The sequence below is a fragment of the Aeromonas sobria genome, assembly GCF_050266975.1.
GTDB lineage: Bacteria > Pseudomonadota > Gammaproteobacteria > Enterobacterales > Aeromonadaceae > Aeromonas > Aeromonas sobria_B.
Map to the genome: position 1 here is coordinate 13,479 of NZ_JBKISU010000034.1, position 23,149 is coordinate 36,627.

General features: G+C 65.2%; 24 protein-coding genes. 9 read left to right on the forward strand and 15 right to left on the reverse strand.

Features of this window, described 5'->3' with window-relative positions; all coding sequences use genetic code 11:
- Positions 1-19: 19 nt before the first annotated feature.
- Positions 20-331 carry a 30S ribosomal protein S10 gene (gene rpsJ, locus ACLHZ1_RS17200; protein WP_005307944.1) on the reverse strand — a complete coding sequence of 104 codons (312 nt, stop codon included), beginning with the start codon at positions 329-331 and terminating at the stop codon, positions 20-22.
- A 367-nt stretch (positions 332-698) separates the two neighbouring features.
- Here rpsJ and ACLHZ1_RS17205 point away from each other — a divergent pair, with 367 nt between their 5' ends.
- Positions 699-1,613 carry a DMT family transporter gene (locus tag ACLHZ1_RS17205; RefSeq protein WP_427263050.1) on the forward strand — a complete coding sequence of 305 codons (915 nt, stop codon included), beginning with the start codon at positions 699-701 and terminating at the stop codon, positions 1,611-1,613.
- A gap of 102 nt (positions 1,614-1,715) precedes the next feature.
- On the opposite strand, the gene envZ is transcribed toward ACLHZ1_RS17205, so the two are convergent.
- The 3 genes from envZ to greB all read right to left on the reverse strand — a co-directional run bounded on the left by envZ (position 1,716) and on the right by greB (position 4,320).
- Positions 1,716-3,023, reverse strand: a complete 1,308-nt coding sequence (gene envZ / locus ACLHZ1_RS17210) for a two-component system sensor histidine kinase EnvZ (RefSeq protein ID WP_427263051.1) — start codon at positions 3,021-3,023, stop codon at positions 1,716-1,718.
- On the reverse strand, positions 3,020-3,739 hold the full coding sequence (gene ompR / locus ACLHZ1_RS17215) for a two-component system response regulator OmpR (RefSeq protein WP_408796811.1): 720 nt from the start codon (positions 3,737-3,739) through the stop codon (positions 3,020-3,022). The genes envZ and ompR overlap by 4 nt, the downstream gene beginning before the upstream one ends.
- A gap of 74 nt (positions 3,740-3,813) precedes the next feature.
- Positions 3,814-4,320 carry a transcription elongation factor GreB gene (greB, locus tag ACLHZ1_RS17220; protein WP_427263052.1) on the reverse strand — a complete coding sequence of 169 codons (507 nt, stop codon included), beginning with the start codon at positions 4,318-4,320 and terminating at the stop codon, positions 3,814-3,816.
- A 94-nt stretch (positions 4,321-4,414) separates the two neighbouring features.
- Here greB and ACLHZ1_RS17225 point away from each other — a divergent pair, with 94 nt between their 5' ends.
- Positions 4,415-6,742, forward strand: coding sequence for a Tex family protein (locus ACLHZ1_RS17225; protein ID WP_427263053.1), 2,328 nt, complete (start codon positions 4,415-4,417; stop codon positions 6,740-6,742).
- Between the two features lie 66 nt (positions 6,743-6,808).
- Here the strand turns inward: ACLHZ1_RS17225 and ACLHZ1_RS17230 are convergent, their stop codons facing one another.
- The 3 genes from ACLHZ1_RS17230 to bioH all read right to left on the reverse strand — a co-directional run bounded on the left by ACLHZ1_RS17230 (position 6,809) and on the right by bioH (position 8,473).
- Positions 6,809-7,351: a hypothetical protein gene (locus ACLHZ1_RS17230; RefSeq protein WP_427263054.1), complete on the reverse strand. Its 543-nt coding sequence runs from the start codon at positions 7,349-7,351 to the stop codon at positions 6,809-6,811.
- 32 nt (positions 7,352-7,383) lie between these two features.
- Positions 7,384-7,629, reverse strand: coding sequence for a flagellar biosynthesis protein FlgE (locus ACLHZ1_RS17235; RefSeq protein ID WP_427263055.1), 246 nt, complete (start codon positions 7,627-7,629; stop codon positions 7,384-7,386).
- A gap of 64 nt (positions 7,630-7,693) precedes the next feature.
- A complete protein-coding gene (gene bioH / locus ACLHZ1_RS17240; RefSeq protein WP_427263056.1) occupies positions 7,694-8,473 on the reverse strand; it encodes a pimeloyl-ACP methyl ester esterase BioH in 780 nt (259 codons plus the stop codon).
- Between the two features lie 33 nt (positions 8,474-8,506).
- Between bioH and ACLHZ1_RS17245 the strand changes: the two genes are divergently transcribed.
- Positions 8,507-9,226, forward strand: a complete 720-nt coding sequence (locus tag ACLHZ1_RS17245) for a ComF family protein (protein ID WP_427263057.1) — start codon at positions 8,507-8,509, stop codon at positions 9,224-9,226.
- 115 nt (positions 9,227-9,341) lie between these two features.
- Positions 9,342-9,920, forward strand: a complete 579-nt coding sequence (gene nfuA, locus ACLHZ1_RS17250; protein WP_041999196.1) for a Fe-S biogenesis protein NfuA — start codon at positions 9,342-9,344, stop codon at positions 9,918-9,920.
- 77 nt (positions 9,921-9,997) lie between these two features.
- Here nfuA and gpsA read toward each other — a convergent pair whose 3' ends face one another.
- Genes gpsA through ACLHZ1_RS17265 form a run of 3 tightly spaced genes read right to left on the reverse strand, consistent with a single transcriptional unit; the run spans position 9,998 to position 11,946 of the window.
- On the reverse strand, positions 9,998-11,002 hold the full coding sequence (gene gpsA, locus ACLHZ1_RS17255) for an NAD(P)H-dependent glycerol-3-phosphate dehydrogenase (RefSeq protein ID WP_427263058.1): 1,005 nt from the start codon (positions 11,000-11,002) through the stop codon (positions 9,998-10,000).
- 3 nt (positions 11,003-11,005) lie between these two features.
- Positions 11,006-11,470, reverse strand: coding sequence for a protein-export chaperone SecB (gene secB, locus ACLHZ1_RS17260; RefSeq protein ID WP_041999191.1), 465 nt, complete (start codon positions 11,468-11,470; stop codon positions 11,006-11,008).
- A 44-nt stretch (positions 11,471-11,514) separates the two neighbouring features.
- The gene (locus ACLHZ1_RS17265) at positions 11,515-11,946 is read right to left on the reverse strand and encodes a rhodanese-like domain-containing protein (RefSeq protein ID WP_041999190.1); all 432 of its coding nucleotides are present in this window, start codon (positions 11,944-11,946) and stop codon (positions 11,515-11,517) included.
- A 349-nt stretch (positions 11,947-12,295) separates the two neighbouring features.
- Here ACLHZ1_RS17265 and gpmM point away from each other — a divergent pair, with 349 nt between their 5' ends.
- Both gpmM and ACLHZ1_RS17275 read left to right on the forward strand, forming a co-directional pair.
- Positions 12,296-13,825, forward strand: coding sequence for a 2,3-bisphosphoglycerate-independent phosphoglycerate mutase (gene gpmM, locus ACLHZ1_RS17270; RefSeq protein ID WP_427263059.1), 1,530 nt, complete (start codon positions 12,296-12,298; stop codon positions 13,823-13,825).
- Positions 13,826-13,834: 9 nt separating this feature from the next.
- Complete coding sequence (locus ACLHZ1_RS17275; RefSeq protein WP_427263060.1) at positions 13,835-15,229, forward strand: peptidoglycan DD-metalloendopeptidase family protein; 1,395 nt, start codon at positions 13,835-13,837, stop codon at positions 15,227-15,229.
- Positions 15,230-15,350: 121 nt separating this feature from the next.
- Here ACLHZ1_RS17275 and ACLHZ1_RS17280 read toward each other — a convergent pair whose 3' ends face one another.
- The gene (locus tag ACLHZ1_RS17280; protein ID WP_427263061.1) at positions 15,351-16,001 is read right to left on the reverse strand and encodes a Qnr family pentapeptide repeat protein; all 651 of its coding nucleotides are present in this window, start codon (positions 15,999-16,001) and stop codon (positions 15,351-15,353) included.
- 86 nt (positions 16,002-16,087) lie between these two features.
- On the opposite strand from ACLHZ1_RS17280, the gene ACLHZ1_RS17285 reads away from it, so the two are divergent.
- Together ACLHZ1_RS17285 and ACLHZ1_RS17290 are read left to right on the forward strand one after the other, a co-directional pair.
- Positions 16,088-17,095, forward strand: a complete 1,008-nt coding sequence (locus ACLHZ1_RS17285) for a substrate-binding domain-containing protein (protein ID WP_427263062.1) — start codon at positions 16,088-16,090, stop codon at positions 17,093-17,095.
- A 122-nt stretch (positions 17,096-17,217) separates the two neighbouring features.
- Positions 17,218-17,607 carry a nuclear transport factor 2 family protein gene (locus ACLHZ1_RS17290; RefSeq protein ID WP_427263063.1) on the forward strand — a complete coding sequence of 130 codons (390 nt, stop codon included), beginning with the start codon at positions 17,218-17,220 and terminating at the stop codon, positions 17,605-17,607.
- On the opposite strand, the gene ACLHZ1_RS17295 is transcribed toward ACLHZ1_RS17290, so the two are convergent.
- The 4 genes from ACLHZ1_RS17295 to ACLHZ1_RS17310 form a co-directional block, all read right to left on the reverse strand.
- Positions 17,596-18,285, reverse strand: coding sequence for a helix-turn-helix domain-containing protein (locus ACLHZ1_RS17295; RefSeq protein WP_427263064.1), 690 nt, complete (start codon positions 18,283-18,285; stop codon positions 17,596-17,598). The two genes, ACLHZ1_RS17290 and ACLHZ1_RS17295, sit on opposite strands and share 12 nt — an antisense overlap.
- Positions 18,286-18,474: 189 nt before the next feature.
- A complete protein-coding gene (locus ACLHZ1_RS17300; RefSeq protein ID WP_427263065.1) occupies positions 18,475-19,116 on the reverse strand; it encodes a bifunctional 4-hydroxy-2-oxoglutarate aldolase/2-dehydro-3-deoxy-phosphogluconate aldolase in 642 nt (213 codons plus the stop codon).
- Between the two features lie 20 nt (positions 19,117-19,136).
- Entirely contained in the window at positions 19,137-20,933 is a 1,797-nt protein-coding gene (gene edd / locus ACLHZ1_RS17305) for a phosphogluconate dehydratase (protein ID WP_427263066.1), read from the reverse strand.
- On the reverse strand, positions 20,930-21,439 hold the full coding sequence (locus ACLHZ1_RS17310; protein ID WP_427263067.1) for a gluconokinase: 510 nt from the start codon (positions 21,437-21,439) through the stop codon (positions 20,930-20,932). Before ACLHZ1_RS17310 ends, edd begins: the two co-directional genes overlap by 4 nt.
- Before the next feature lie 245 nt (positions 21,440-21,684).
- Here ACLHZ1_RS17310 and gntU point away from each other — a divergent pair, with 245 nt between their 5' ends.
- Positions 21,685-23,025, forward strand: a complete 1,341-nt coding sequence (gene gntU / locus ACLHZ1_RS17315) for a gluconate transporter (protein ID WP_111874180.1) — start codon at positions 21,685-21,687, stop codon at positions 23,023-23,025.
- The last annotated feature ends 124 nt before the right edge of the window (positions 23,026-23,149 follow it).

A 23,149-nucleotide genomic window follows, 5' to 3' on the forward strand; every position in this document is an offset into this window, starting at 1 on the left:
TATCAACCTCTTTCCGTAATTAACCCAGGCTGATCTGGACGTCTACACCAGCTGCCAGATCCAGACGCATCAGGGCGTCTACGGTCTTGTCAGTCGGCTCAACGATGTCTACCAGACGCTTGTGAGTGCGGATCTCGTACTGATCACGCGCATCTTTGTTGACGTGCGGGGAGATCAGGACGGTGAAGCGCTCTTTGCGAGTCGGCAGCGGAATAGGACCGCGAACCTGCGCGCCGGTGCGCTTTGCAGTTTCAACGATTTCCGCAGTGGATTGATCGATCAGGCGATGATCAAAAGCCTTCAGGCGGATACGGATTCTTTGGTTCTGCATTGACAGAGCTCCAATAGAGAAAAGAACATAAATCAACACCGCCCAACCAGGACTAATCCTGCCGGAGGTGCGATTTTTCACGTTTCTCCCCATATCGGGGAGACTGTATGGCCGGTCTCTCGCAAGCGAATCGACTCGGCAGCAGACATATCGTCTGGCTTACCTCATGGGTAAGCGGAGGGGATTATACGGATATTTTCAATGGGCGCAAGCCATGAGGCCGGGATAGTGCACATTTTTTATCCTCCGCAGGACTCGGCCCTCCGAGGGGGCGCCACCCCCCGTTGCTCGACGACAGCGCGATGGCAAGGCTGATAGACTGCAACATCCATTTGTTCCCTCAACCGGCCACGCAAGGAGATGCCGCATGGTGAAGAGTCAGCAGAAAGCCTATCAGTACGGCCTGTGCGCCGTTGCACTCTGGTCGACGGTAGCCACTGCCTTCAAGATCTCCCTGCGCTACTTCGAGCCGGTGCAGTTGCTGCTGGTCGCCGCCCTCACCTCGGCCCTGGCCCTCGGCGCTCTGGTGGTCAGGCAGGGCAAGCTGCCACTGCTCGGTCAGTACCTGAAGCAGCGTCCGCTTTATTACCTGGCCCTTGGCGCCCTCAACCCCTTCCTCTATTACCTGCTGCTGTTCAAGGCCTATGACCTGCTGCCGGCGCAGCAGGCGCAGACCCTCAACTACACCTGGGCCATCAGCCTGAGTCTGCTGGCCGTGCCCTTCCTCGGCCAGAAGCTGCGCCGCCGGGACGGGGTGGCCATCCTGCTCGGCTACTTCGGCGCCCTGGTGATCGCCACCAGAGGAGATCTGCTCGCTCTGCAATTTGACAGCCCCCTCGGGGTCGGGCTGGCACTGCTCTCGACGCTGATCTGGGCCGGTTACTGGATCCTCAACACCCGCAATCAGGGGGACCCCGTCGTCAGCCTGCTGCTCGGTTTTCTGCTCAGCCTGCCGCTCATCCTGGTGGCCACCTGGTGGCTGGCCGATTTCCACATGACGGCCTGGCAAGGATGGGCCGGCGCCATCTATGTGGGCCTGTTCGAGATGGGGTTTGGCTTCGTCTTGTGGCTGATGGCCATGCGCAGCGCCACCGATACGGCGCCGCTGAGCAACCTCATCTTCATCTCTCCCTTTGCCTCCCTGATACTGCTCAACCTGCTCATCGGCGAGGAGATCCACCTCGCCACCCCCATAGGCCTGACCCTGATCATCGCGGCCCTGCTGGTGCAACAGCTCAAATATGGCAAGCGCTATCGACGCCAGGCGGCGCCAGAGTCTTGAGGGAAACCGCAGATAGCACGGAGGGAGCCATGGGCTCCCTCCGTGCTATCTGGGTCATTCGCGCACCAAGCTTGCCGGCTCGGTCGCTACGAGGCCAGGCGGTCAGTCGGCCCACTCCAGGGGTTGCTGCCTGGGCAGGCGGATCTCCACCAGCAGGCCACCCCAGTCCGAGACGCCCAGCCTGAGGGTGCCATGGTGCTGGGCCACTATCTTGGCGACGATGGCGAGCCCCAACCCGCTGCCCCCGCCGGTGCGAGCCTGATTGCCCTGAGTGAAGGGCCTGAGCACCCGCTGGTGATCCGCCTCCGGGATCCCCGGGCCATCATCGGCCAGCCGCAACCTGACCCAGTGACCGTCATCCCTCAGCTCGGCTTGCAGCCTGCTGGCACCATAGCGTTTGGCATTGCTGCACAGGTTGTTGAGCACCCGTCGCATGCCCAAGGGGTGACACTCCACCAACACGGCCTCGGTCGGCAGGGCCAGCTCCAGCTCCAGACCCTGCTCCCCTTGCAGCAGCAACACGTCGTGGATCAGCCGGGTCAGATCCGTGGGCAGGGTTTCGACGCTGCCGGCCGGCCTGATGTAGTCGATGAACTGATCGATGATGGCGTTGGTTTCATCTATGTCGGCGTTGATGCTCTCCTTGAGCCCCTCTTCCCGGGACGACATCATCTCGGTGGCCAGCCGAATGCGGGTCAAGGGGGTGCGCAGGTCGTGGGAGACCCCGGCCATCATCAGGTTGCGCTCCTCGATCAGCTCCTTGATGGAACGGGACATGTGGTTGAAGCTGCGGGTCAGGCGCCGCAGCTCCCGGGAGCCCTGCTCGTCCAGGGCATCGGGGAACTGGCCCCGGGCCACGGCGACGGCCCCCGCCTCCAGCTCTTCCAGGGGGCGCATCAGCTGGCGGGCAAAGTACCAGGCGGCAAACAGTATCATGGCCAGCAGCACCGTCAGGTAATAGATGAGCGGCTGGATATCGTCATCGTCGATCTCGGTGAGCGGCACCCGCAGCCAGACATCCCTGGCCTGGGGGGGCTGGACCCAGATGATGTAGTGATCCCGGATCTCCACCCGCACCCTGGCGGGCCCGCCCAGTTCATGGCTGATCCCCTCTTCCAGGAAGGCATAGTGCTTGGCCGCGGCCAATCCGTGCCGCTCGGCCTCGTCCTGGTGATAGATGTCGATGCCGGTCGCCTGATAGACCAGGAGCTGGGCGTCTTCGGGCATGCCCCCCTCGCGCCCCGCCGGGAAGATGAGCTTGACCTGATTGGCCAGCAGATGGCTTATCTGCTTGACCGTCGGCTCCAGCAGATAGTTGTAGAAGGCGAGGTAGGAGACCAGCTGATAGACCACCAGCACGGAGGCCAGGAACCAGAGGGTGCGAGAGAACATGCTGGTCGCACGCCTCATCGGCTGCCCCCGTCCGGCACGAACACATAACCCAGGCCCCACACGGTCTGCAGGTATCTGGGCTGGGCGGGATCCTGCTCCAGCAGGCGGCGCAGGCGCGACACCTGCACGTCTATGCTGCGCTCGGTGGCCGTGTACTCGCGACCACGGGCCAGGTTCATCAGCTTGTCCCGGGAGAGGGGCTCGCGGGGATGGCTGACCAGCACCTTGAGCACGGCGAACTCACCGCTGGTGAGGGGCAGCGGCTCCTGGTCCCGGGTCAGCTCCCGGGTCGCCAGATCGAGGCGATAGGCGCCGAAACTCACCACCTTCTCGGTGGCGGAGGGGGCACCGGGCAGCTCCACCTGATGACGGCGCAGCACGGCGCGGATACGGGCCAGCAGCTCGCGGGGGTTGAACGGCTTGGGCAGATAGTCATCCGCCCCCATCTCGAGGCCGACGATGCGATCCACCTCGTCCCCCTTGGCGGTGAGCATCAGCACCGGGATAGGGTTGCCCGCCTCCCGCAGGCGGCGGCAGATGGAGAGGCCATCCTCCCCCGGCAACATGAGATCGAGCACCATCAGGCTGAAGTTTTCCCGCGCCAGCAGGCGATCGGCCTGCTCGCCATTGGCGACACCGCGCACCCCGAACCCCTGCTCGCTCAGATAGCGCTCCAGCAGGGCCCTCAGCTTGAGGTCATCATCGACCACCAGCACCTTGTATGGCTGACTCATCTTGCCTCTCCTTACCCATGAGGGCTCATCCTAGGTCGTCCCCCGCCCCCGGCCAAGGTGAAAAATGTTACCGGTTATTGCGTGCGGGCCTGACCCGGCGCCTCGAAGGGGCGATAGCGGATCTCGTTGATATACCAGAACTGCAGGCCGGAGGGCGTGTTCACCTCCACCTCGTCGTCCACCTGCTTCTTGAGCAGGGCCCGCGCCAGGGGGGAGTCGATGCTGAGCTTGCCCTCGGCCAGGTTGAACTCGTCCGGCCCCACCAGCCGGTAGCGCACCCGCTGGCCCGCCTCGTCTTCCAGCTCGACCCAGGCCCCGAAGAAGACCCGCCCCTCCTGCTGGGGGCTGGGATCCACTATGGTGAGGGCATCGAGCCGCTTGGTGAGAAAGCGCAAGCGCCTGTCTATCTCCCGCAGCCGCTTCTTGCCGTAGATATACTCGGCATTCTCGGATCGATCGCCGAGGGCCGCCGCCTCCGAGACCGCCTGTGTCACCCTGGGACGCTCCTCCTTCCACAGGTACTTGAGTTCTCGGTCCAGTTCGAGCCACCCTTCACGGGTGATATAATCGCTTTTTTTCATCTTTACATGTCCTTGCCACTTGGGTTCTATTCTAACCCCGCGCGGGGTGGGCTCGCGAGCCGCCAGCCAGTGACCATGAGGATCGAGAGCACAGATGCATACCATAGAAAAACAGATAGCCACCGAGCTGAGTGCCCGCCCCGAGCAGGTGAACGCCGCCATCCGCCTGCTGGACGAAGGGGCCACCGTCCCCTTCATCGCCCGCTATCGCAAGGAGGTGACCCAGGGGCTCGATGATGCCCAACTGCGCACCCTGGAGAGCCGGCTCGGCTATCTGCGCGAGCTGGAAGAGAGACGCAGGACCATACTCGGCTCCATCGAGGAGCAGGGCAAACTCACCCCCGAGCTGGCCCGGGCACTGGCCGAGGCCGACACCAAGACCCGGCTGGAAGATCTCTACCTGCCCTACAAACCCAAGCGCCGCACCAAGGGCCAGATGGCCATCGAGGCCGGCCTCGAGCCCCTGGCCGATCGCCTGTTCGGCGACCCGACCCGGGACCCCGAGCAGGAGGCCGCCGCCTTCCTCAATATCGAGGCGGGCATCGTCGATACCAAGGCGGCTCTGGATGGTGCCCGCTACATCCTGATGGAGCGTTTCGCCGAGCAAGCCCCCCTGCTGGCCCGGCTGCGGGACTACCTGTGGCACAACGCCACCCTGCGCGCCCGCGTGGTGGCGGGCAAGGAGCAGGAAGGCACCAAGTTCAAGGACTACTTCGAGCACGACGAGCCATTGCACAAGGCCCCTTCCCACCGGGTGCTGGCCATGTTGCGCGGCCGCAACGAAGGGGTACTCAATCTGGCCCTGGTCGCCGGTGAGGAGGAGGCCGGCAACCCGTGCGAGGGGATCATCGCCCACCAGCTCGGCATCCAGGCCCGGGGGCGCCCCGCCGACAAGTGGCTGCAGGGGGTGGTGAGCTGGACCTGGAAGATCAAACTCTCGCTGCAGATGGAGACCGAACTCATCGGCCAGATCCGCGAGCGGGCCGAAGAGGAGGCGATCAAGGTGTTCGCCATGAACCTCAAGGATCTGCTGATGGCGGCGCCGGCGGGGATGCGCACCACCATGGGGCTGGATCCCGGCATCCGCACCGGGGTCAAGGTGGCCGTGGTCGACGCCACCGGCAAGCTGGTCGACACCGCCACCATCTATCCGTTCGAACCCAAGAAGCAGGTGGAGCAGAGCCTCAAGACCCTGCGGGATCTGTGCGTGAAGCACAAGGTGGAGCTGGTCAGCATAGGCAACGGCACCGCTTCGCGCGAGACCGACCGCCTGACGGCCGAGCTGTTCAAGCGCTACCCGGAGGCCAGGGCCCAGCAGATCGTGGTGAGCGAGGCGGGCGCCTCCGTCTACTCCGCCTCCGAACTCGCCTCCCTGGAGTTCCCGGGACTCGACGTCTCCCTGCGCGGCGCCGTCTCCATCGCCCGTCGCCTGCAGGATCCCCTGGCCGAGCTGGTCAAGATAGATCCCAAGAGCATAGGCGTCGGCCAGTACCAGCACGACGTCGGCCAGAGCCAGCTCGCCCGCAAGCTCGATGCCGTGGTGGAGGATTGCGTGAACGCGGTCGGGGTGGATGTGAACACCGCCTCGGTGCCGCTGCTGACCCGAGTCTCCGGCCTCTCCCAGACCCTGGCCCAGAACATAGTGGCCTACCGCGACGAGCACGGCGCCTTCCAGAGCCGCCAGCAACTGCTCAAGGTGAGCCGACTCGGCCCCAAGGCGTTCGAACAGTGCGCCGGCTTCCTGCGCATTCGCGGCGGCAGCCACCCGCTGGACGGCTCTGCGGTCCACCCGGAATCCTATCCCGTGGTGGAGCGGATCCTGGCGCGGCTCCAGCAGCAGGTCGAGACCCTGCTCGGCAACAGTAGCCTGCTGCAAAGCCTCAGGCCTGCCGACTATACCGACGAGCGGTTCGGGGTCCCCACCGTCACCGACATCATAGGCGAACTGGACAAGCCGGGCCGGGATCCGCGCCCCGAGTTCAAGACCGCCACCTTCAAGGAAGGGGTGGAGAAGATAAGCGATCTGGTACCCGACATGGTGCTGGAAGGGGTGGTCACCAACGTCACCAACTTCGGCGCCTTCGTCGATGTCGGGGTGCATCAGGATGGCCTGGTCCACATCAGCGCGCTGACCGACCGCTTCATCAAGGATCCCCGCGAGGTGGTCAAGACGGGGGACGTGGTGCGGGTCAAGGTGCTGGAGGTGGATGCCCCGCGCAAACGCATCAGCCTCACCATGCGCCTCGACCAAAAGGCGGGCGAGCCGGGTGAGCGCAAGCCCAGGAGCGAGGCGCCGCGCCGCGCACCGACCCAGGACAAGATGGCCAAACCGGCACGGCCCGCCAGCCAGGGCCAGTCGCCCGCCGAGCATGGCGCCTTCGGCAATGCCTTTGCCGCCGCCTTCGCCAAGGCCAGGAAGTAATTCGCCCCAGATAAGCCGAAAGCCCCGCGAGGGGCTTTCGATTGTTCGGGAGCGTGACGGTCTGGATCAGATCCGCAGATCGAGCCGCTGGGGGGCGGCAGGCAGGCTGGCGCCGCGATAACGCCGGGCGATGGCCTGACTGCGCAGCTCCATGTAGGCATTCAACACGCCCCCCGTGGCCGTCACCGCAGCAGGGGTGCCGGCCGGGCGCAATTGCAATCCGGTCTGGGGCGGCTCGAACGACTGGGTTCTGGCTCCTCCCCCAGACTCCCGAGCCCGCCCCGCCTCGCCCTGCCTCTCCCCCTGCCCCTGCCCCTGCTGACCGTCGCCATGACCCGAGTGTGACTCACGCTCCTCGATCCTGTGCCGGCCAGGCTGCACCCCGAAGGGCTGATCCCCCTCCTTGCCCACCCCTTCCCGTCCCGGCCCCTGGCCGTGAGCCTGTCTCGCCTGATCCTGCTGGCCGGCAGACTTCTGGCTCCCCCCGGCGGCGGCGCCCTCCGGGGGCCGGGGGATCAGCTCGGCGCGGCGATTGTCGCTGCGCGCCGCATCCGTCTGGGGTTGCAGCGTCGTGGGCAGACCGGGGGGAAGGGTGACGTTGAGGCTCATGGGGCGGTTCGCTGACCGGGGAGCCGGGACGCCTAGACCCGGATGTCGATCAGACTGCCGAGCATGTCGCTGGCGGTCTGGATCACCCTGGCCGAGGCACCGGCCTGCAGCTCACCCAGCTTGAGGTTGATGAGCTCATCGGTGATCTCGACCGGGGCGGCTTGCGGCTCGCTCGGGACGAGGGTGGCGCGGGCAATGGCGGTGCCGGCGTCCTCGACCCTCTGCTCGGCGCGCTGATATCCCTGCAGCCCTGTGGTAAAAGCGGAATCAATCTGCATCTGGTGCTCTCCTTGGCGATGGGCTAAGTATCCACCGCCGGGGGCGATTATCAAAGCAATGAGCTCATTTTTCGTCCATCTTGGCAAACCAGTCCATCAAACCGGTTACGAATGTCTCCGGGTGGGAGATGAAGGGCGCATGGGACGCCTTGGCCAGCACCTGATGCTCGCTGCGGGGATAACGCTCGTCGAGCAGGGGGATGCTGGCCCTCGGCACCAGGGAGTCGAGCCGGCCATAGATCCGCAGCCAGGGCGGCGTCAGCTGCGCCAGTTCGTCCCGCAGATCCACCTCGGCCAGCATGGTCAGCCCCGCCGTCAAGGCTGGCAATTGCGGGGCAGGCCGCTCGGCCAGCCACTGTTTGAGCTGACGGATATCATCCCTGGCGTGTTCGCTGCCCATGGCCTGGATGGCGAGGAAGCGCTCCACCGTCTGGCGAAAATCCCCCCCCAGGGCAGCCATGAAGCCATCGAGCACCTTGGGCGCAATGCCGGGCCACTCCTCCCGGGCCAGGAAGCAGGGGGAGCTGGCCACCGTCACCAGAGATGCCACCCGCTCGGGGTGATCCAGGGCGATGCGGCTCGCCACCAGCCCCCCCAGGGACCAGCCAAGCAGGTGGGCCCGCGCCGGCAGCACGGCGGCCACCTCCCGAGCCAGCCAGGGCAGGTCATACTCGACCCCCTCGGCAAGGGGGCTGCCACCAAAGCCCGGCAGATCCACCAGATGCAGCCGGAAATGGGGGCTGAGCAGGGGCACTATCCCATGCCAGACGGCGCCATTCATGCCCCAACCGTGCAACAACACCAGATCCTGCCCCTGACCGAGGCGCTCCACCACTATGCTCATCAGACTCCCTCACTCCAGCCTATTGGGTGTCGCATGTTAAAGCGCCTGCTCGCCAAAGCAAGTCCGATGCTCGGCACCCGCGCCGATTGGCTGGGTCACTGCCTGCTCTGCCGCCAGCCCTGCACGACCGAGCCCCTGCTCTGTCACTGGTGTCGCACCAGCCTCAGGCAATCCACCCATCGCTGCCAGCTCTGCGCCGCGCCCCTCACACAACCCTGGCCGCTCTGCGGTCGCTGCCAGCGCCGGCCGCCCCCCTGGGATCGGTTGCAAGTCATCGGTGACTATCAGGCCCCCTACCCCTGGCTCATCCCTCGCCTGAAATATGGCGGCGACCTCTTGCTGGCTCCCCTGCTCGCCCGGCTGCTGGCCGATCACCTGGTGCTGGACGATCCCCCCGAGGCTATCCTGCCCGTCCCCCTGCACTGGTGGCGTCAATGGCGGCGAGGCTTCAACCAGGCGCAGCAGATCGGCATAGACTTGAGTCGCCTCACCGGCATTCCCCTCGACACCGGGGTGATCCGCCGCATTCGGGCCACGCCGCAACAGACCCGGCTCAGCGCCGGCCAGCGGCGACGCAATCTCAAGGGCGCCTTTGCGCTGGCCCCCCACCCATACCGCCACGTGGCCTTGCTCGATGATGTGGTGACCACGGGGGCCACCGCGGGCCAGCTCAGCCGTCTGCTGCGCCGCAGCGGCATAGAGAGGGTCGAGGTGTGGGCCCTGTGTCGCACCCTGCCCCATCCCAAGGGATGAGTCCGCCGCCGGACCACACCCGCCACCCTCACGGGGCGAACACTTGCTACCCAAGGGCAGGCAACCGCGTTATCATGAATACCCTAGTCGTACACTCAGGTTTATGAGGATAGTGATGATCAGCATTTCCGACACCGCCCAGGCCCACTTCCGCAAGCTGCTGGAAAATCAGCCTGATGGCACCAATATCCGGGTGTTTGTGGTCAATCCGGGAACCCAGAATGCCGAGTGCGGCGTATCCTATTGCCCGCCGGATGCGGTAGACCCGGAAGATCAACACCTGCCCTTCAGCGGCTTCGACTGCCTGGTCGATCCCCTGAGCGCCCCCTTCCTGGTCGATGCCACCATAGATTTCGTCACCGATCAGATGGGCTCCCAGCTCACCCTCAAGGCGCCGAATGCCAAGATGCGCAAGGTGGCCGACGATGCGCCCCTGATCGACCGCATCGAATACGTGCTCACCTCAGAGGTCAACCCCATGCTGGCCGGTCACGGCGGCAAGGTGACCCTGGTCGAGCTGACCGAAGACAAGCTGGCCATCCTGCAGTTTGGCGGCGGTTGCAACGGCTGCTCCATGGTCGATTACACCCTGAAAGAGGGGATCGAGAAGCAGCTGCTTGAGAAGTTCCCAGGCGAGCTCAACGGCGTCAAAGATGCCACCGAGCACCAGCGCGGCGACCACTCCTACTATTGAGTTGTCCCTGGTGGCAAAGACATGCGGCAAAGAAAAGGCCCCGCCAGCTGGCGGGGCCTTTTTCATGCTCGGGCGAATCACTCGTCCTTCTTGTCTCGTGACAGCAGGGCGATGGCCGCCTCTTTCGGGTTCTTGCCCTGATAGAGCACCTGGAAGATCTGCTCGCAGATGGGCATCTCGACGCCGCAACGGGCCGCCAGCAGATGCACCTCCTTGGTGTTGCGATACCCTTCCACCACCTGACCTATCTCGGCCATGGCGGTATCCACATCCTTGCCTGCCCCGAGGGCAAGACCGAAGCGGCGGTTGCGGGACTGGTTGTCGGTGCAGGTCAGTACCAGATCCCCCAGGCCCGCCATCCCCATGAAGGTCTTGGCATCGGCACCCAGCGCCGCACCGAGGCGCTGCATCTCCACCAGCCCCCGGGTGATCAGCGCGGTTCTGGCATTGGCGCCAAAGCCTAGCCCGTCGGAGAGACCGGCACCGATGGCGATGACGTTCTTGACCGCCCCCCCCAGCTGCAGGCCGATGAAATCCGGATTGGTATAGACCCGGAACGAGCGACCGCAGTGGAGCAGATGGGAGAGATCGTCGGCGAAGTCGTCGTGGGTCGAGGCCACCGAGATGGCGGTCGGCAGGCCGGCGGCCAGCTCGCGGGCGAAGGTGGGGCCCGAGATCACCGCCAGCGGGATGGCATCACCCAATGCCTCGCGGGCGACATCCTGCAGCAGGCGGCCGCTGTCGGGCTCCAGGCCCTTGGTGGCCCAGGCGATGCGGGTATCCGGGCGCAGGAAGGGCTTGACCTGGTTCAGCACCTGACCGAACACATGGCTCGGCACCACCAGCAACAGCACGGGGGCCGCCTGCACCGCGGTCTGCAGATCCGCCGTCAATTGCAGATCGGCAGGAAAAGGGACATCGGGCAGAAACGCCTTGTTGCAGCGATCCGCCTCCAACACGGCCACATGGGCCGGATCGTGGCCCCACAGCAGGGTCGGATGGCCGTTGCGGGCCAGAGAAATGGCAAGGGCGGAGCCATAAGACCCCGCCCCCAACACCGAAATCGCGATCGGGTTGGCCATGGATCAGGCTTCCGCTGTCGCCTGCTGAGCCTGCGCCATGTGCTGGGCAAACAGGGCATCGAAGTTGACCGGTGCCAGGTTCAGCTGCGGGAAGGAACCCTTGCTCACCAGGTTGGCCACGGCTTCGCGGGCATAGGGGAACAGGATGTTCGGGCAGAAGGCCGCCAGGCAGTGAGCCAGCTGCGGCTCCGGCAGGTTGCCGATGCTGAAGATGCCGGCCTGCTGCACTTCACACAGGAAGGCGGTCTCGGTTTCCAGCTTGCAGGTGACGGTCAGGGTCAGCACGACCTCGTAGACGCTATCGGCCAGGATGCTGGTCTTGGTATCCATGTCCAGCTTGACGTCCGGTTGCCACTCTTTCTGGAAGATGTGCGGCGTGTTGGGCGCTTCGAAGGAGACATCCTTGGTGTAAACGCGCTGGATGTGGAATTCCGGTTGTACTTCCTGGTTGTTGATTTCGTCAGCCATTCGTTTGATTCCTTTGATAAAAAGATTGGGCGCACGCCCTTAATTCAGCGTTTTTTGGTTACCGGCAGATTATCTGCACGCCACTGGGCCATGCCACCACCGAGTACATATACCTGCTTGAAGCCGGCCTTGCTCAGCTGGCGGGCCGCGCCACCGGCGGTCATCCCCGACTCGCACACCACTATGATGGGGGCATCTTTATGCTTTTCAACCGTGCCCAGGTTATTGCCCTGGATCTGGCTGAGCGGCAGGTGCAGGGCCCCGGCCAGGTGGCCTTTGGCATACTCGTCCTGGCCGCGGGTATCGATGACGATGGCATCTTCACGGTTGATGAGCAGGGTAGCGCCGTGATTATTCACCGTTTTGACCGGCGAGAGAGTGGCGCGCACCGTGGTGTAGACCAGGGTGCCAGCCAGACCCAGCCAGGCTGCCGACAGCAGCGGATTGCGGGTCACAAAATCCAAATACTCTTGCATCTTTTACTATCCGAAGACCGAGACAAGTGGCCGAGTATACATGGGGGCCTGGAGAAGATCAGCCATCTTGGCGGCAAAGCGGGAGCGGGCTCCCATCATGATGGGAGCCCCTGCGCCGTCGCCATCCCGGGCAGGGGGAACCGATCTCTGCGAGGAGCGCCAACCGGCGTTCGCCTCGTCACCGCCCCCCCTGTCGACAAGCTGGCAACATGCACAAAACCGGGTGATAACAGCAGAAAAACTAAGGGGCTTAGGGACTTGGGGATCAGGTGACTATTTCGGCAGATGTAGTAATATTACGCTAGTTTCACTTCCCCCAGTTCATTCCTATCCGAGAGGACATAGTCTTATGTCAACAGCGAAGAAACCCCTGGTTCTGGTCATCATGGACGGTTGGGGCTACAGCACCAAGCAAGAGCACAATGCCGTCGCCGCCGCCAAGACCCCCAACCTGGACCGCCTGGCCCGTGACTACACCAGCACCCTGATCTCCGGCTCCGGCTTGGACGTTGGCCTGCCCGACGGCCAGATGGGCAACTCCGAAGTGGGTCACACCAACATAGGTGCCGGTCGTGTCGTCTATCAGGAGCTGACCCGCATCTCCAAGGATATCGCCGAAGGCACCTTCTTTGACAACGTCGAGCTGGGCAAGGCCGTCGATGGCGCCGTCAGCCAGGGCAAGGCCGTGCACATCATGGGCCTGATGTCCCCGGGTGGCGTGCACAGCCACGAAGAGCACATCATGGGCATGATCGAGATGGCCGCCAAACGTGGCGCCGAGCAGATCTACTTCCACGCCTTCCTGGATGGCCGCGACGTGCCGCCGCGCAGTGCCCAATCCTCCATCGAGCAGTTTGATGCCCTGTTCGCCCGCCTGGGCAAGGGCCGTTTCGCCTCCATGATCGGCCGTTACTACGCCATGGACCGTGACAACCGCTGGGATCGCGTGCAGCAAGCCTATGACCTGATGACCCAGGGCAAGGGCGAGTTCACCACCGACAGCGCCAGCGACGCCCTGGCTGCCGCCTATGCCCGCGACGAGAACGACGAGTTCGTCAAGGCCACCCGCATCGGCGAAGCCGCCCCCATGCAGGATGGCGATGCCCTGATCTTCATGAACTTCCGTGCCGACCGCGCCCGCGAGATCACCCGCGCCTTCGTCGACAGCGACTTCACCGGCTTCGCCCGCGCCGCCACTCCGGCCCTGAACTTCGTGATGCTGACCGAGTACGCGGCCGACATCAAGACCGCCTGCGCCTACCCGCCCACCGCCCTGGTCAACACCCTGGGCGAGTGGCTCGCCAAGCAGGGCAAGACCCAGCTGCGTATCTCCGAGACCGAGAAGTACGCCCACGTCACCTTCTTCTTCAACGGTGGCGAAGAGTCCTGCTTCACCGGCGAAGACCGCGAGATCGTCGCCAGCCCGAAAGTGGCCACCTATGATCTGCAGCCGGAGATGAGCTCGGGCGAGCTGACCGACAAGCTGGTCGGCGCCATCAAGAGCGGCAAGTACGACGTCATCATCTGCAACTACCCGAACGGCGACATGGTCGGCCACACCGGCGTGTTCGATGCGGCCGTCAAGGCCTGTGAAGCCGTCGACCACTGCATCGGTCGCGTCACCGAAGCCCTGGCGGAAGTGGGCGGCGAGTGCCTGATCACCGCCGACCACGGCAACGCCGAGAAGATGCTGGACGAAGAGACGGGCCAGGCCCACACCGCCCACACCAATCTGCCGGTTCCCCTCATCTATTTCGGTCGCAAGGCCGAGGTACTGGAAGGGGGCAAACTGTCCGATCTGGCCCCGACCATGCTGACTCTGATGGGTCTGCCTGTGCCGCCGGAAATGACTGGCAAGCCCCTGATGATTCTGAAATAATCCTGCCCCATGCGGGGATGCGAAGTTATTTCACACCAAATCAGTCGCGTCTGCCTGTTGGCAGGCGCGCTGTTTTTTGCGTTTGTCCCGACCCCGGCGTCGGCGGCCAACGACCTCGGTCAGATGCAATCCCAGATCAAGGCGCAGCAGCAGACCATCAAGCTCAGCAAGAGTGAACTCGCCAAGCTCAACGCCCAGTTGAAGCAGGACGAACAAGCCATTTCCGCCGCCGCCGCCAAGCTCGATGAGACCAAGGGGCGACTGCGACAAAACCAGCTCAAGCTGGTCGAACTGCAACAGGACAAGAGCGAACTGGAGCAGCAGGCCGGGCGCCAGAAGCAACTGCTGGCCAAGCAGGCCGAGAGCGCCTTTCAGGCGGGCAACCACGACTACCTCAAGCTGCTGCTCAACCAGCAGGATCCGGCCAAACTGAGCCGTTCTCTCGATTACTACGACTACCTCAACAAGGCGCGCATCGAGGCCATTGAGACGCTGCGCGCCACCCGCGCCAAGCTGGCGAAAAACCAGATCGCCACCCAAGAGACCGAGCAGCGGCTCCAGACCCTGCTCGGCGAACAGCAGCAACACCACCAGACCCTGCTCGCCAGCCAGCAGAGCCGCGCCAAGGTGCGCAACCAGTTGCAGCAATCGGTGCAGGCCGACGAGCAGAAGCTCGGCAAGCTGGTCAAGGCGGAGCAGGCCCTCAAGGCCAAGCTGGAAGAGCTCAGGCGCAAGCGGGAAGAGCAGGAGCGCCGCGAACGGGCCGAGCGGGAACGGCTCGCCAAGATCAAGGCCGAACAGGAGCGCCAGCGCCGCCTGGAGGCGCAACGCCTGGCCGCCGAACAGAAGCGGATTGCGGAGCAGCAACGGATCGCGGCGCAGCAGCAGAGGGTCGGTGAACAGCAACGGCTCGCCGCCCAGCAGCAGCGCGTCGCCGAGCAACAAAACAGGGTGGCGCAGCAGCAAGCCGCCGCCGACAAGGGTGCCAAGGCAAATGCCGGCGGCTATGGCGGCCTGCGCACCGGCGGCAATCTGCGTTGGCCGGTGCAGGGCCCCATCCTCATCGCCTATGGCTCCCAGCGCACCGCCCAGCTCAAGTGGAAGGGCACCCTGATCGGGGCCAGTGAAGGCACCCAGGTCAAGGCGGTCGCGCCGGGCCAGGTGGTCTATGCGGACTGGCTCGACGGCTTCGGCATGCTGCTGGTGATCGACCACGGCAAGGGCTACATGAGTCTGTACGGTCACAATCAGTCGCTGCTGCGCCAGACCGGACAGAAGGTGGAACAGGGGGAACCCGTGGCCCTGGTCGGAGACAGCGGCGGCCAGGATAGATCCGGCCTCTACTTCGAGATCCGCTACCAAGGCGAGGCCATCAACCCGACCAAGTGGCTGGCACGGCGCTAAGGCCCCACCTCAAGCAACACCACACAAAGAGCCCGCCATCGCGGGCTCTTTGTCGTGCGCCACGAACCGGGTCACAGGGAAATGTGGCAAAGTTATACCGTTTGCGGCGTCACGACCGCCCTCAGGGGAAGATCTGCAGGCCGATTGCCTCCAGCAGAGCCTGCTGCTGGGACTCGCTGATCCGCACCCCGTTCAGGTCGACCCGGCGCAGATCCAGCCCGGGCAGATCGCAGCCCCGCAGATCGCAACCGGTCAAGGTCACCCCCTGCCAGTCGAACTGGCCGAACTCGCCATCCCGCAGGTCCGAGCCCGCCAGGGAGGCGCCCCTCAGGTTCGCGTTCTGCCAGCGATTGCCATGGAGCTCGCAGCGCTCCAGCAGACAGGATGCCAGATTGGCAAAACTGAAGTTGTTGCCGGTCAGATAAGCCTCGCAGAAGTAGCTGCTGGGGGTGATCCGGTTGGCGAAGCTGGCCTGGGACAGGTCGATGCCCATGGCCTGGCAGTCCCGCATCTCCAGCCCCAGACACTCGCTGCGGCTGAGATTGGCCAGGGTCAGATCGCAGCGCAGGAAACTCGCTTCGCGCAGATCGCAGCCCTGCAGCTGGCAGGTCAGCGCCTCCTCCCTGTCGTAGAAGCGGCAGTCGACGAAGCGGCACTCCCGCAGATCCAGCCAGGAGAAGTTGCAGGCGAGGAAGAGACACCGTTCGAACTGCTGCCCCGCCACCTCATCGGCCTCGAACCTGTGCTGGCGGAAGGTCTTGTCTCTCACCATGATTTTCTCCTCTTCATCGGCGCCAAATGCTGACTTTGTTGCGCAAAAACGATAATGTTACGTGTAACATTCTTCAGGATCCCGCCATGAACGACAGCCGCAAACGCCGCCCTACCCTGCAGGACATCGCCGACCTGACCGGTGTCACCAAGATGACGGTGAGCCGCTACCTGCGCGATCCCCAGGCCGTGGCCGAAGGCACCCGGGAGCGGATCGCCGCCGCGGTGGAGCGGCTCGGCTACATCCCCAACCGGGCGCCGGATATCCTCTCCAACGCCACCAGCAAGGCGATCGGCATCCTGATCCCCTCCCTCTCCAATCAGGTGTTCGCCGCCCTGGTGCGCGGCATAGAGTCGGTCACCCGACCCGCCGGCTACCAGACCCTGCTCGCCCACTACGGCTACAGCCCGCAGCGGGAGGAGGAGCAGGTTGCCTCCCTGCTCTCCTATCACGTCGATGGCCTGATCCTCTCCGACAGCCAGCACACGGCCCGTACCCGCAAGATGATCGCCACCGCCGGCATCCCGGTGGTGGAGACCATGGATCTGCCCGAGCAGCCCATCGACATGGTGGTCGGCATGGATCACAGAGCGGCCGCCCGGGCCATGGTAACAGAGATGCTGCGCCGGGGGCGGCGCACCCCCGTCTACCTGGGGGCGCGCCTCGACGTGCGTACCAGGCTGCGGATGGAGGGCTACTACCAGGCGATGGAGCAGGCCGGCCTGGCGGGCCGCCACCTGCTGACCGAGCAATCCTCCAGCTTCACCCTGGGGGGCGAACTGCTGGAGCAGGCCCTGGCCCGCTATCCCGATCTGGACGGCCTCTACTGCACCAACGACGACCTCGCGGTCGGTGCCCTGCTGCGCTGTCAGGCCAGGGGGATCGCCGTGCCCCAGCAGATCGCCATCGCCGGCAGCAACGCCCTCGACATCGGCCGGGCCATGTCGCCCCAGCTGGCGAGCATAGTCACCCCACGCAAGGAGATAGGCTGCGAGGCCGCCACCCTGCTGCTGGCTCGCCTCGGTGGCGCCCCCCTGACCGAGCGGCGCAAGGATCTCGGCTTCTCCCTCTTTGAGGGAGGCAGTCTGGGCTGATCCGCGCCCTGCCCTCCCGGGGATCAGGTTGGCGCCAAGCACCAAGGGGATGGCGGCTGGGCCAGATCCCGCCATCCCCCTCCTGGCTTACACTGGCGGCGCCATTTACCCAGGAGATCATCATGGATTACCCGCAACGACTGCAAGACTGCCTGCACCGCATGATTTGCGATCCCGCCTTCACCCCCGCCGAACTCGACCACTGGTTCACCCCGGATTACCTGCAGCACGTCGACGACAAGGTGCTGGACTACGCCGCCTTTCGCCGGCACATCCTCGCCCTGCGAGAGAGCCTCGCCGAGTGTCAGATCACGTTTCTGGCCCTGATCGCCCAGGGGGAGCGGGTTCACTCCACCCACCTGGTCCGGGCTCGCCGCCGGGATGGGCAGACCCTGGTCTGCAAGGTGAGTGGCCTGTTCACCTTCCGCGCCGGCCGCCTCTGCCACACCGACGAGCTCACCTGCTTGCTGCAGGGCGACGCCCAGGACAGGGACATAGGCTCACGGCGCTGATTCGCCCCGCAGGAAACGGTTGAACGCATGGGAGAAGGCGCTGAGATCCCCGTATCCCAGGATCTCGGCGATCCGGCCATGACTCAGCCCCTGATGCTGCAACTGGCGGGCCCGTCCCATCACCACCTGCTGGCGCCACTGCCGGAAGGTGCAGCCCAGCTGCCGGACAAACAGCCGGTTGAGGGTGCGCTCCGACGCCCCGCAGTCCGCCGCGAGCGCCGCCAGGCCCGGCTGGATGGAGGGGGCCTGGCAGACCTTGTCCAGCACCCGCAACAGCCGGGGATCCAGCGCCGCCGCACACGGCTGCTGCCCGGCCAGGGGCGGCGCTCGCCCGAGCTCGAGCACCCTCAGATAGGGCTCGCCATCGCCTCCTTCTTCCTCCAGCTGGGCCAACCGGGCGAAGAGGCCCGCCACCATGGGGCTCACCTCCAGCCGGCCGAAGGGGGCGCCCCGCTCCCGTTCGCCGTAGATCAGGCTGAGGCGGGAGCGGCGCAGGACGCGAAACTCGTGTTCCTGGCCCTGTGGCAGGAAACAGAGCTGGCCCGCCACCAGCAGACAGCCCTGTTGGCGGCTGCTGATGACGCCACCGCCACCATGCAGGTAGCAGTACTGTGGCCGATCGTGGCCATGGGGCACGGTCAGGTGCCCCTCGGGATAGGATTGATAAAGATGGATCATGGCACTGGCCTCACGGGACTCGCACAGACTCTAAACGCCGAGACGATGGCAGTGCAATCCCGGGAAGCGTCGCCCCAAGCCATCCCATCCGCCGCCACCCGATGCGTGACGAGCGCATCCGTGGAACCCCCAAGAAAAAGAGAGGCCACCCCAGGCTGGCCTCTCTTACGCACGTCGGACCCGCGGCCCTTAGCGCCGGACCAGCTCGACCGCTTCGCGGGAGAGGCGGGTCACCTCTGCCCAGTTGCCCTGCTTGAGGGCGTCGGCGGGCAGCATCCAGGAGCCGCCGACGGTGGCGACGCATTTGAGCGCCAGATAGTCGGCCACGTTGTTCGGGCCTATGCCGCCGGTGGGGCAGACCCGCATCTGGGCGAGGGGCGCCGTGATGGCCGCGAGCGCCTTGGTGCCGCCGTTCGCCTCGGCCGGGAAGAACTTGATATGGTCATAGCCCGCCTCCAGGGCCTGCATCATCTCGGAGGCGGTGGCCACCCCGGGGATCAGGGGCGCCGTGCCCTTGGCGGCATGGGCCAGCAGGGCGGGGGTCATGCCCGGGGAGATGACGAAGCGGGCTCCGGCGGCCACGGCGGCATCGTACTGAGCGCAGTTAAGCACTGTACCCGCTCCCACCATGGCGTCCGGCATCGCCTTGGCGATGAGGGCGATGGCATCGAGGGCCACCGGGGTGCGCAGGGTGATCTCGAACACAGAGATGCCGCCGTCCAGCAGCGCCTTGGCCATGGGCAGGGCCTGTTCCAGGTCGCTGATGACCATCACGGGCACCAGGGGGGAGGCGGCAAACACCTCGGCGGGGGTCACTTTCCAGTTTTGCATGGCTCTTCCTCAGTCAGATTTCAATCGAAGATGGTGGCGCCGCACTCGGCGCTCGATACCGCGCGACGCATCACGCTGAACAGTTCACGGCCCCACCCTTCCTGTTCCAGGGTGAGGTCGATCTCGGCCTGGCGGCGACCGGTCAGATCGGTCAGGCAGTCGAGACGGCCCGTCTCGGCATCCAGGCGCAGCAGATCGCCGTCGGCAAGCAGACCGATGGCGCCGCCGTGCAGCGCCTCCGGCGTGACATGGATGGCGGCCGGGATCTTGCCGGAGGCGCCGGAGAGGCGACCATCGGTGACCAGGGCCACCTTGTGACCCGCCTTCTGCAGGTTGCCGAGCACGGGCATCAGCATGTGCAGCTCCGGCATGCCGTTGGCGGCCGGGCCATTGTGGCGCACCACTATGACGGCATCCTGGTTGAGCTCGCCCGCCTGATAGGCGGCGGCCACCGCATATTGGGAGGAGAAGATGCGGGCCGGCGCCTCCACCACCCGATACTCGGGGGCCACGGCGGAGACCTTGATCACGGCGCGGCCCAGGTTGCCATCCAGCACCTTGGTGCCGCCGCTGGCCTGGAACACCTGACCGCTCGGCGAGAGCACGGCGGGATCCGTGCTCTCGCCCACCGGGCGCCACACCAACTTGCCGTCGACCAGTTCGGGGGCGGTGAGGTGATCCGCCAGGGTGCCGAAGGTGGGGATGGCATCCATGTTGAGCAGGTCCAGCTCCGCCAGCCGGCGCATCAGGCCGGGCACGGCGCCCGCCTGCTGGAAGGCGTTCACGTCGGCCGGGCCGTTCGGGTACATGCGCACCAGCAGCGGCACCACGTCGGAGAGATCGCTCAAGTCGTCCCAGGTCAGCACCAGGCCGGCGGCCCGCGCCAGGGCCACCATGTGGATGCTGTGGTTGGAGCTGCCGCCGGAGGCGAGCAGGGCCACCAGGCCGTTGACCAGGGTGCGGGCATCCAGCACCTGGCTCAGGGGACGATAGGCCGGGGAGCCGGGGATCAGGGCGCTGATGCGACGGGCCGCCTCCTCGGTGAGGGCATGGCGCAGCGCGCTGTGGGGATGGACGAAGGCGGATCCCGGCAGCATCAGGCCCATGGCCTCGAACACCAGCTGGTTGGTGTTGGCGGTGCCATAGAAGGTGCAGGTGCCAGGAGCGTGGTAGGCGCCGCACTCCATCTCCAGCAGGGCCTCACGCCCCACTTCCCCCGCGGCATACTGCTGGCGCACCTTCACCTTGTCATCGTTGCTGATGCCGCTGGCCATGGGGCCGGCGGGCACGAAGGCGGTGGGCAGGTGACCATGGGAGAGGGCCCCCATGATCTGGCCCGGGGCTATCTTGTCGCAGATGCCAAGCAGCAGGGTGGCGTCGAAGGTGTTGTGGGACAGGGACAGGGCGGTGGCCTGGGCGATGAGGTCCCGGGAGAAGAGGGACATGTCCATGCCCGGCTGACCCTGGGTGACGCCGTCACACATGGCGGGCACGCCGCCGGCCACCTGGGCGCTGTGACCGAGCGCCGCCAGGGCGGTCTTGATCCGGTCCGGGTAGTCCTGGTAGGGCTGATGGGCGCTGAGCATGTCGTTGTAAGCGGTGACGATGCCGACGTTGGCCCGGGTCATGTCGAGGATGCGGCCCTTCTCGTCCGTGCTGCAGGCGGCCACGGCATGGGCCAGGTTGCCACAGGCCAGGGCGGCGCGGGTCTTGCCCTGCTCGGCCTGACGGCTGATGCGGGCCAGGTAGGCCGCCCGGCGGCTGGCGCTGCGCGCCGCGATCCGCTCCGTGACCTGGGTGATGATCGGATGAGTCATGCTGTTTCCTCCAAGGCGTGAACGGCGCGTGCGATCACCTGATCCAGGCTGCCGTCGATGTCGATGCGATGGACGCCGGGCTCTGCATCCGGGCGCTCCAGGGTATCGAATTGGCTTTGTAACATGGATTCCCGCATGAAGTGGCCGTGGCGCGCCTTCATCCGGGCCAGGATGAGGTCATATTCCCCGTCGAGGAACAGGAACTGGACCGCCTGGTTGCCTTCGCGGATCTGGTCGCGGTAGCGGCGCCTGAGCGCGGAGCAGACGATGACGCCCACCTCGTTCTTCTGCTCCAGGCTGTAGGCGGCATCGCGGATCCGCTCCAGCCAGGGGGCGCGATCCTCATCGTTGAGGGGGGTGCCGCCGGCCATCTTCTGGATGTTGGCCCTGGGGTGCAGATCATCGCCATCGATGAACTTGGCCCCCAGCGCCTCGGCCACCTGGGCCCCCACGGTAGACTTGCCGCTCCCCGACACACCCATCACGATAATGCTCTTACCCGCCATTGTTTGACCTCTATCTCATTTTTCAAAAAACGTGCTGTCGATGGGTTCTAACCTACCACGTTACCGGTAACATGTTACCGGTAACAGCAAAAATTGTGAAGTCTGCCACAGACGGAACATCGCACACAGTCACCCGGGCTTCCCTTGGCAGCTCAGACCATATATATAAATAAATCAATTACATATGGTCTATCCATGGATCGACAGGGTGTCGACACTGAACTTGGTATAAGGAACGCACAACAATGTCTGACCTCTCCCTGATCATGACAGCCGCAGGCTCCATCCTGCTGCTGCTCTTCCTGGTGATGAAGGCCCGCCTGCACGCGGTGGTCTCGCTGATCCTGGTCTCCATGGTGGCCGGTCTCGCCGCCGGCATGAACCCGGCCGACATCGCCGCCACCATACAGAAAGGCATGGGAGGCACCCTGGGCTTCGTCGCCGTGGTGGTGGCACTCGGCGCCATGTTCGGCAAGGTGATGGAGGTCACCGGCGCCCTGGACCGCATCGCCCACACCCTGCTCAACAAGTTCGGGGTGGAGCGCGCCAACTGGGCCATCGCCCTGACCGGCTTCGTCTGCGCCCTGCCGCTGTTCTTCGACGTGGCCGTGGTGCTGCTGATCGGGGTGGCGTTCGCCATCGTCCGTCGTGGCGGCGGCAGCGTGGTGAAGATAGGCATCGCCCTGCTGGCGGGGATCGCCACCTGCCAGGCCTTCCTCATTCCGGCCCCGGGCCCCATCCTGGTCGCCTCCCAGCTCGGCGCCGACTTCGGCTACATGATACTGTTCGGCCTCATCGCCGCCGTGCCCGCCCTGATCCTGGCCGGCCCCCTGTTCGGCAGCTTCATCAGCAAGCTGGTCGACGTGCCGCTGCCCGCCGATGCCCAGAACAGCATCCACGACCATGGCGACAAGCTGCCCTCCTTCGCCCTGGCCATGGGCCTCATCGGTCTGCCGCTGCTGCTGATCGGCCTCAAGACCATCGTCAGCCGCTTCGTCGAGGCAGGCTCCACCCTGCACGGCTGGCTGGAGTTCATCGGCCACCCCTTCACCGCCATCATGGTCGCCTGCCTGGCCGCCTTCTATCTGCTGGGGGTGCGCCGCGGCATGAGCCGTGACGAGGTGATGGCGGTCTGCTCCAGCGCCATCCAGCCTGCCGGTGTCATCATCCTGGTGACGGGGGCCGGCGGCGTGTTCAAACAGGTGCTGGTGGATTCCGGCGTGGGGGCGGCCCTTGGCAACATGCTGGCCGACTCCGGTCTGCCCATCGTCGCCCTGGCCTTCATCCTGGCCGCCGCGGTGCGGGTCATTCAGGGCTCGGCGACGGTCGCCATGCTGACCGCCTGCGGCCTGGTACTGCCGATGCTGGAACCCCTGGGCCTGAACGGCGCCCAGCTCGCTGCCATCACGGTCGCCATCGGCGGGGGCTCCATCGTGCTCTCCCACGTCAACGACTCCGGCTTCTGGCTGGCGAACCGCTACCTGGGCCTCACCGAGAAGCAGACCCTGCAAACGTGGACCCTGATGGAAACCATCATCGGCACCACGGGTGGCCTGGTCGCCATGCTCATCTTCAGCCTGCTCTGAGGACAAGCCCCCCACGAAAGGCCTCCATCGCGAGGCCTTTTTCACCTTTCCGACGATTGTTGCTTTGGCTGAGGGGGTGAGATTGCTAGAATCGCCTATTCGTCGCCCCGAGTGGAACGCTTAA

What these genes read in the sequence shown, in the direction of transcription:
- ACLHZ1_RS17280 (WP_427263061.1), bottom strand. Translation starts at nt 16,001, where the DNA reads ATGGTGAGAGACAAGACCTTCCGCCAGCACAGGTTCGAGGCCGATGAG.
- ACLHZ1_RS17290 (WP_427263063.1), top strand. Translation starts at nt 17,218, where the DNA reads ATGGATTACCCGCAACGACTGCAAGACTGCCTGCACCGCATGATTTGC.
- ACLHZ1_RS17245 (WP_427263057.1), top strand. Translation starts at nt 8,507, where the DNA reads ATGTTAAAGCGCCTGCTCGCCAAAGCAAGTCCGATGCTCGGCACCCGC.
- ACLHZ1_RS17285 (WP_427263062.1), top strand. Translation starts at nt 16,088, where the DNA reads ATGAACGACAGCCGCAAACGCCGCCCTACCCTGCAGGACATCGCCGAC.
- gntU (WP_111874180.1), top strand. Translation starts at nt 21,685, where the DNA reads ATGTCTGACCTCTCCCTGATCATGACAGCCGCAGGCTCCATCCTGCTG.
- ACLHZ1_RS17310 (WP_427263067.1), bottom strand. Translation starts at nt 21,439, where the DNA reads ATGGCGGGTAAGAGCATTATCGTGATGGGTGTGTCGGGGAGCGGCAAG.
- ACLHZ1_RS17300 (WP_427263065.1), bottom strand. Translation starts at nt 19,116, where the DNA reads ATGCAAAACTGGAAAGTGACCCCCGCCGAGGTGTTTGCCGCCTCCCCC.
- ACLHZ1_RS17275 (WP_427263060.1), top strand. Translation starts at nt 13,835, where the DNA reads ATGCGGGGATGCGAAGTTATTTCACACCAAATCAGTCGCGTCTGCCTG.
- ACLHZ1_RS17205 (WP_427263050.1), top strand. Translation starts at nt 699, where the DNA reads ATGGTGAAGAGTCAGCAGAAAGCCTATCAGTACGGCCTGTGCGCCGTT.
- ACLHZ1_RS17265 (WP_041999190.1), bottom strand. Translation starts at nt 11,946, where the DNA reads ATGCAAGAGTATTTGGATTTTGTGACCCGCAATCCGCTGCTGTCGGCA.
- ACLHZ1_RS17235 (WP_427263055.1), bottom strand. Translation starts at nt 7,629, where the DNA reads ATGCAGATTGATTCCGCTTTTACCACAGGGCTGCAGGGATATCAGCGC.
- edd (WP_427263066.1), bottom strand. Translation starts at nt 20,933, where the DNA reads ATGACTCATCCGATCATCACCCAGGTCACGGAGCGGATCGCGGCGCGC.
- nfuA (WP_041999196.1), top strand. Translation starts at nt 9,342, where the DNA reads ATGATCAGCATTTCCGACACCGCCCAGGCCCACTTCCGCAAGCTGCTG.
- envZ (WP_427263051.1), bottom strand. Translation starts at nt 3,023, where the DNA reads ATGAGGCGTGCGACCAGCATGTTCTCTCGCACCCTCTGGTTCCTGGCC.
- ACLHZ1_RS17225 (WP_427263053.1), top strand. Translation starts at nt 4,415, where the DNA reads ATGCATACCATAGAAAAACAGATAGCCACCGAGCTGAGTGCCCGCCCC.
- greB (WP_427263052.1), bottom strand. Translation starts at nt 4,320, where the DNA reads ATGAAAAAAAGCGATTATATCACCCGTGAAGGGTGGCTCGAACTGGAC.
- bioH (WP_427263056.1), bottom strand. Translation starts at nt 8,473, where the DNA reads ATGAGCATAGTGGTGGAGCGCCTCGGTCAGGGGCAGGATCTGGTGTTG.
- gpsA (WP_427263058.1), bottom strand. Translation starts at nt 11,002, where the DNA reads ATGGCCAACCCGATCGCGATTTCGGTGTTGGGGGCGGGGTCTTATGGC.
- ACLHZ1_RS17295 (WP_427263064.1), bottom strand. Translation starts at nt 18,285, where the DNA reads ATGATCCATCTTTATCAATCCTATCCCGAGGGGCACCTGACCGTGCCC.
- rpsJ (WP_005307944.1), bottom strand. Translation starts at nt 331, where the DNA reads ATGCAGAACCAAAGAATCCGTATCCGCCTGAAGGCTTTTGATCATCGC.
- ACLHZ1_RS17230 (WP_427263054.1), bottom strand. Translation starts at nt 7,351, where the DNA reads ATGAGCCTCAACGTCACCCTTCCCCCCGGTCTGCCCACGACGCTGCAA.
- ompR (WP_408796811.1), bottom strand. Translation starts at nt 3,739, where the DNA reads ATGAGTCAGCCATACAAGGTGCTGGTGGTCGATGATGACCTCAAGCTG.
- gpmM (WP_427263059.1), top strand. Translation starts at nt 12,296, where the DNA reads ATGTCAACAGCGAAGAAACCCCTGGTTCTGGTCATCATGGACGGTTGG.
- secB (WP_041999191.1), bottom strand. Translation starts at nt 11,470, where the DNA reads ATGGCTGACGAAATCAACAACCAGGAAGTACAACCGGAATTCCACATC.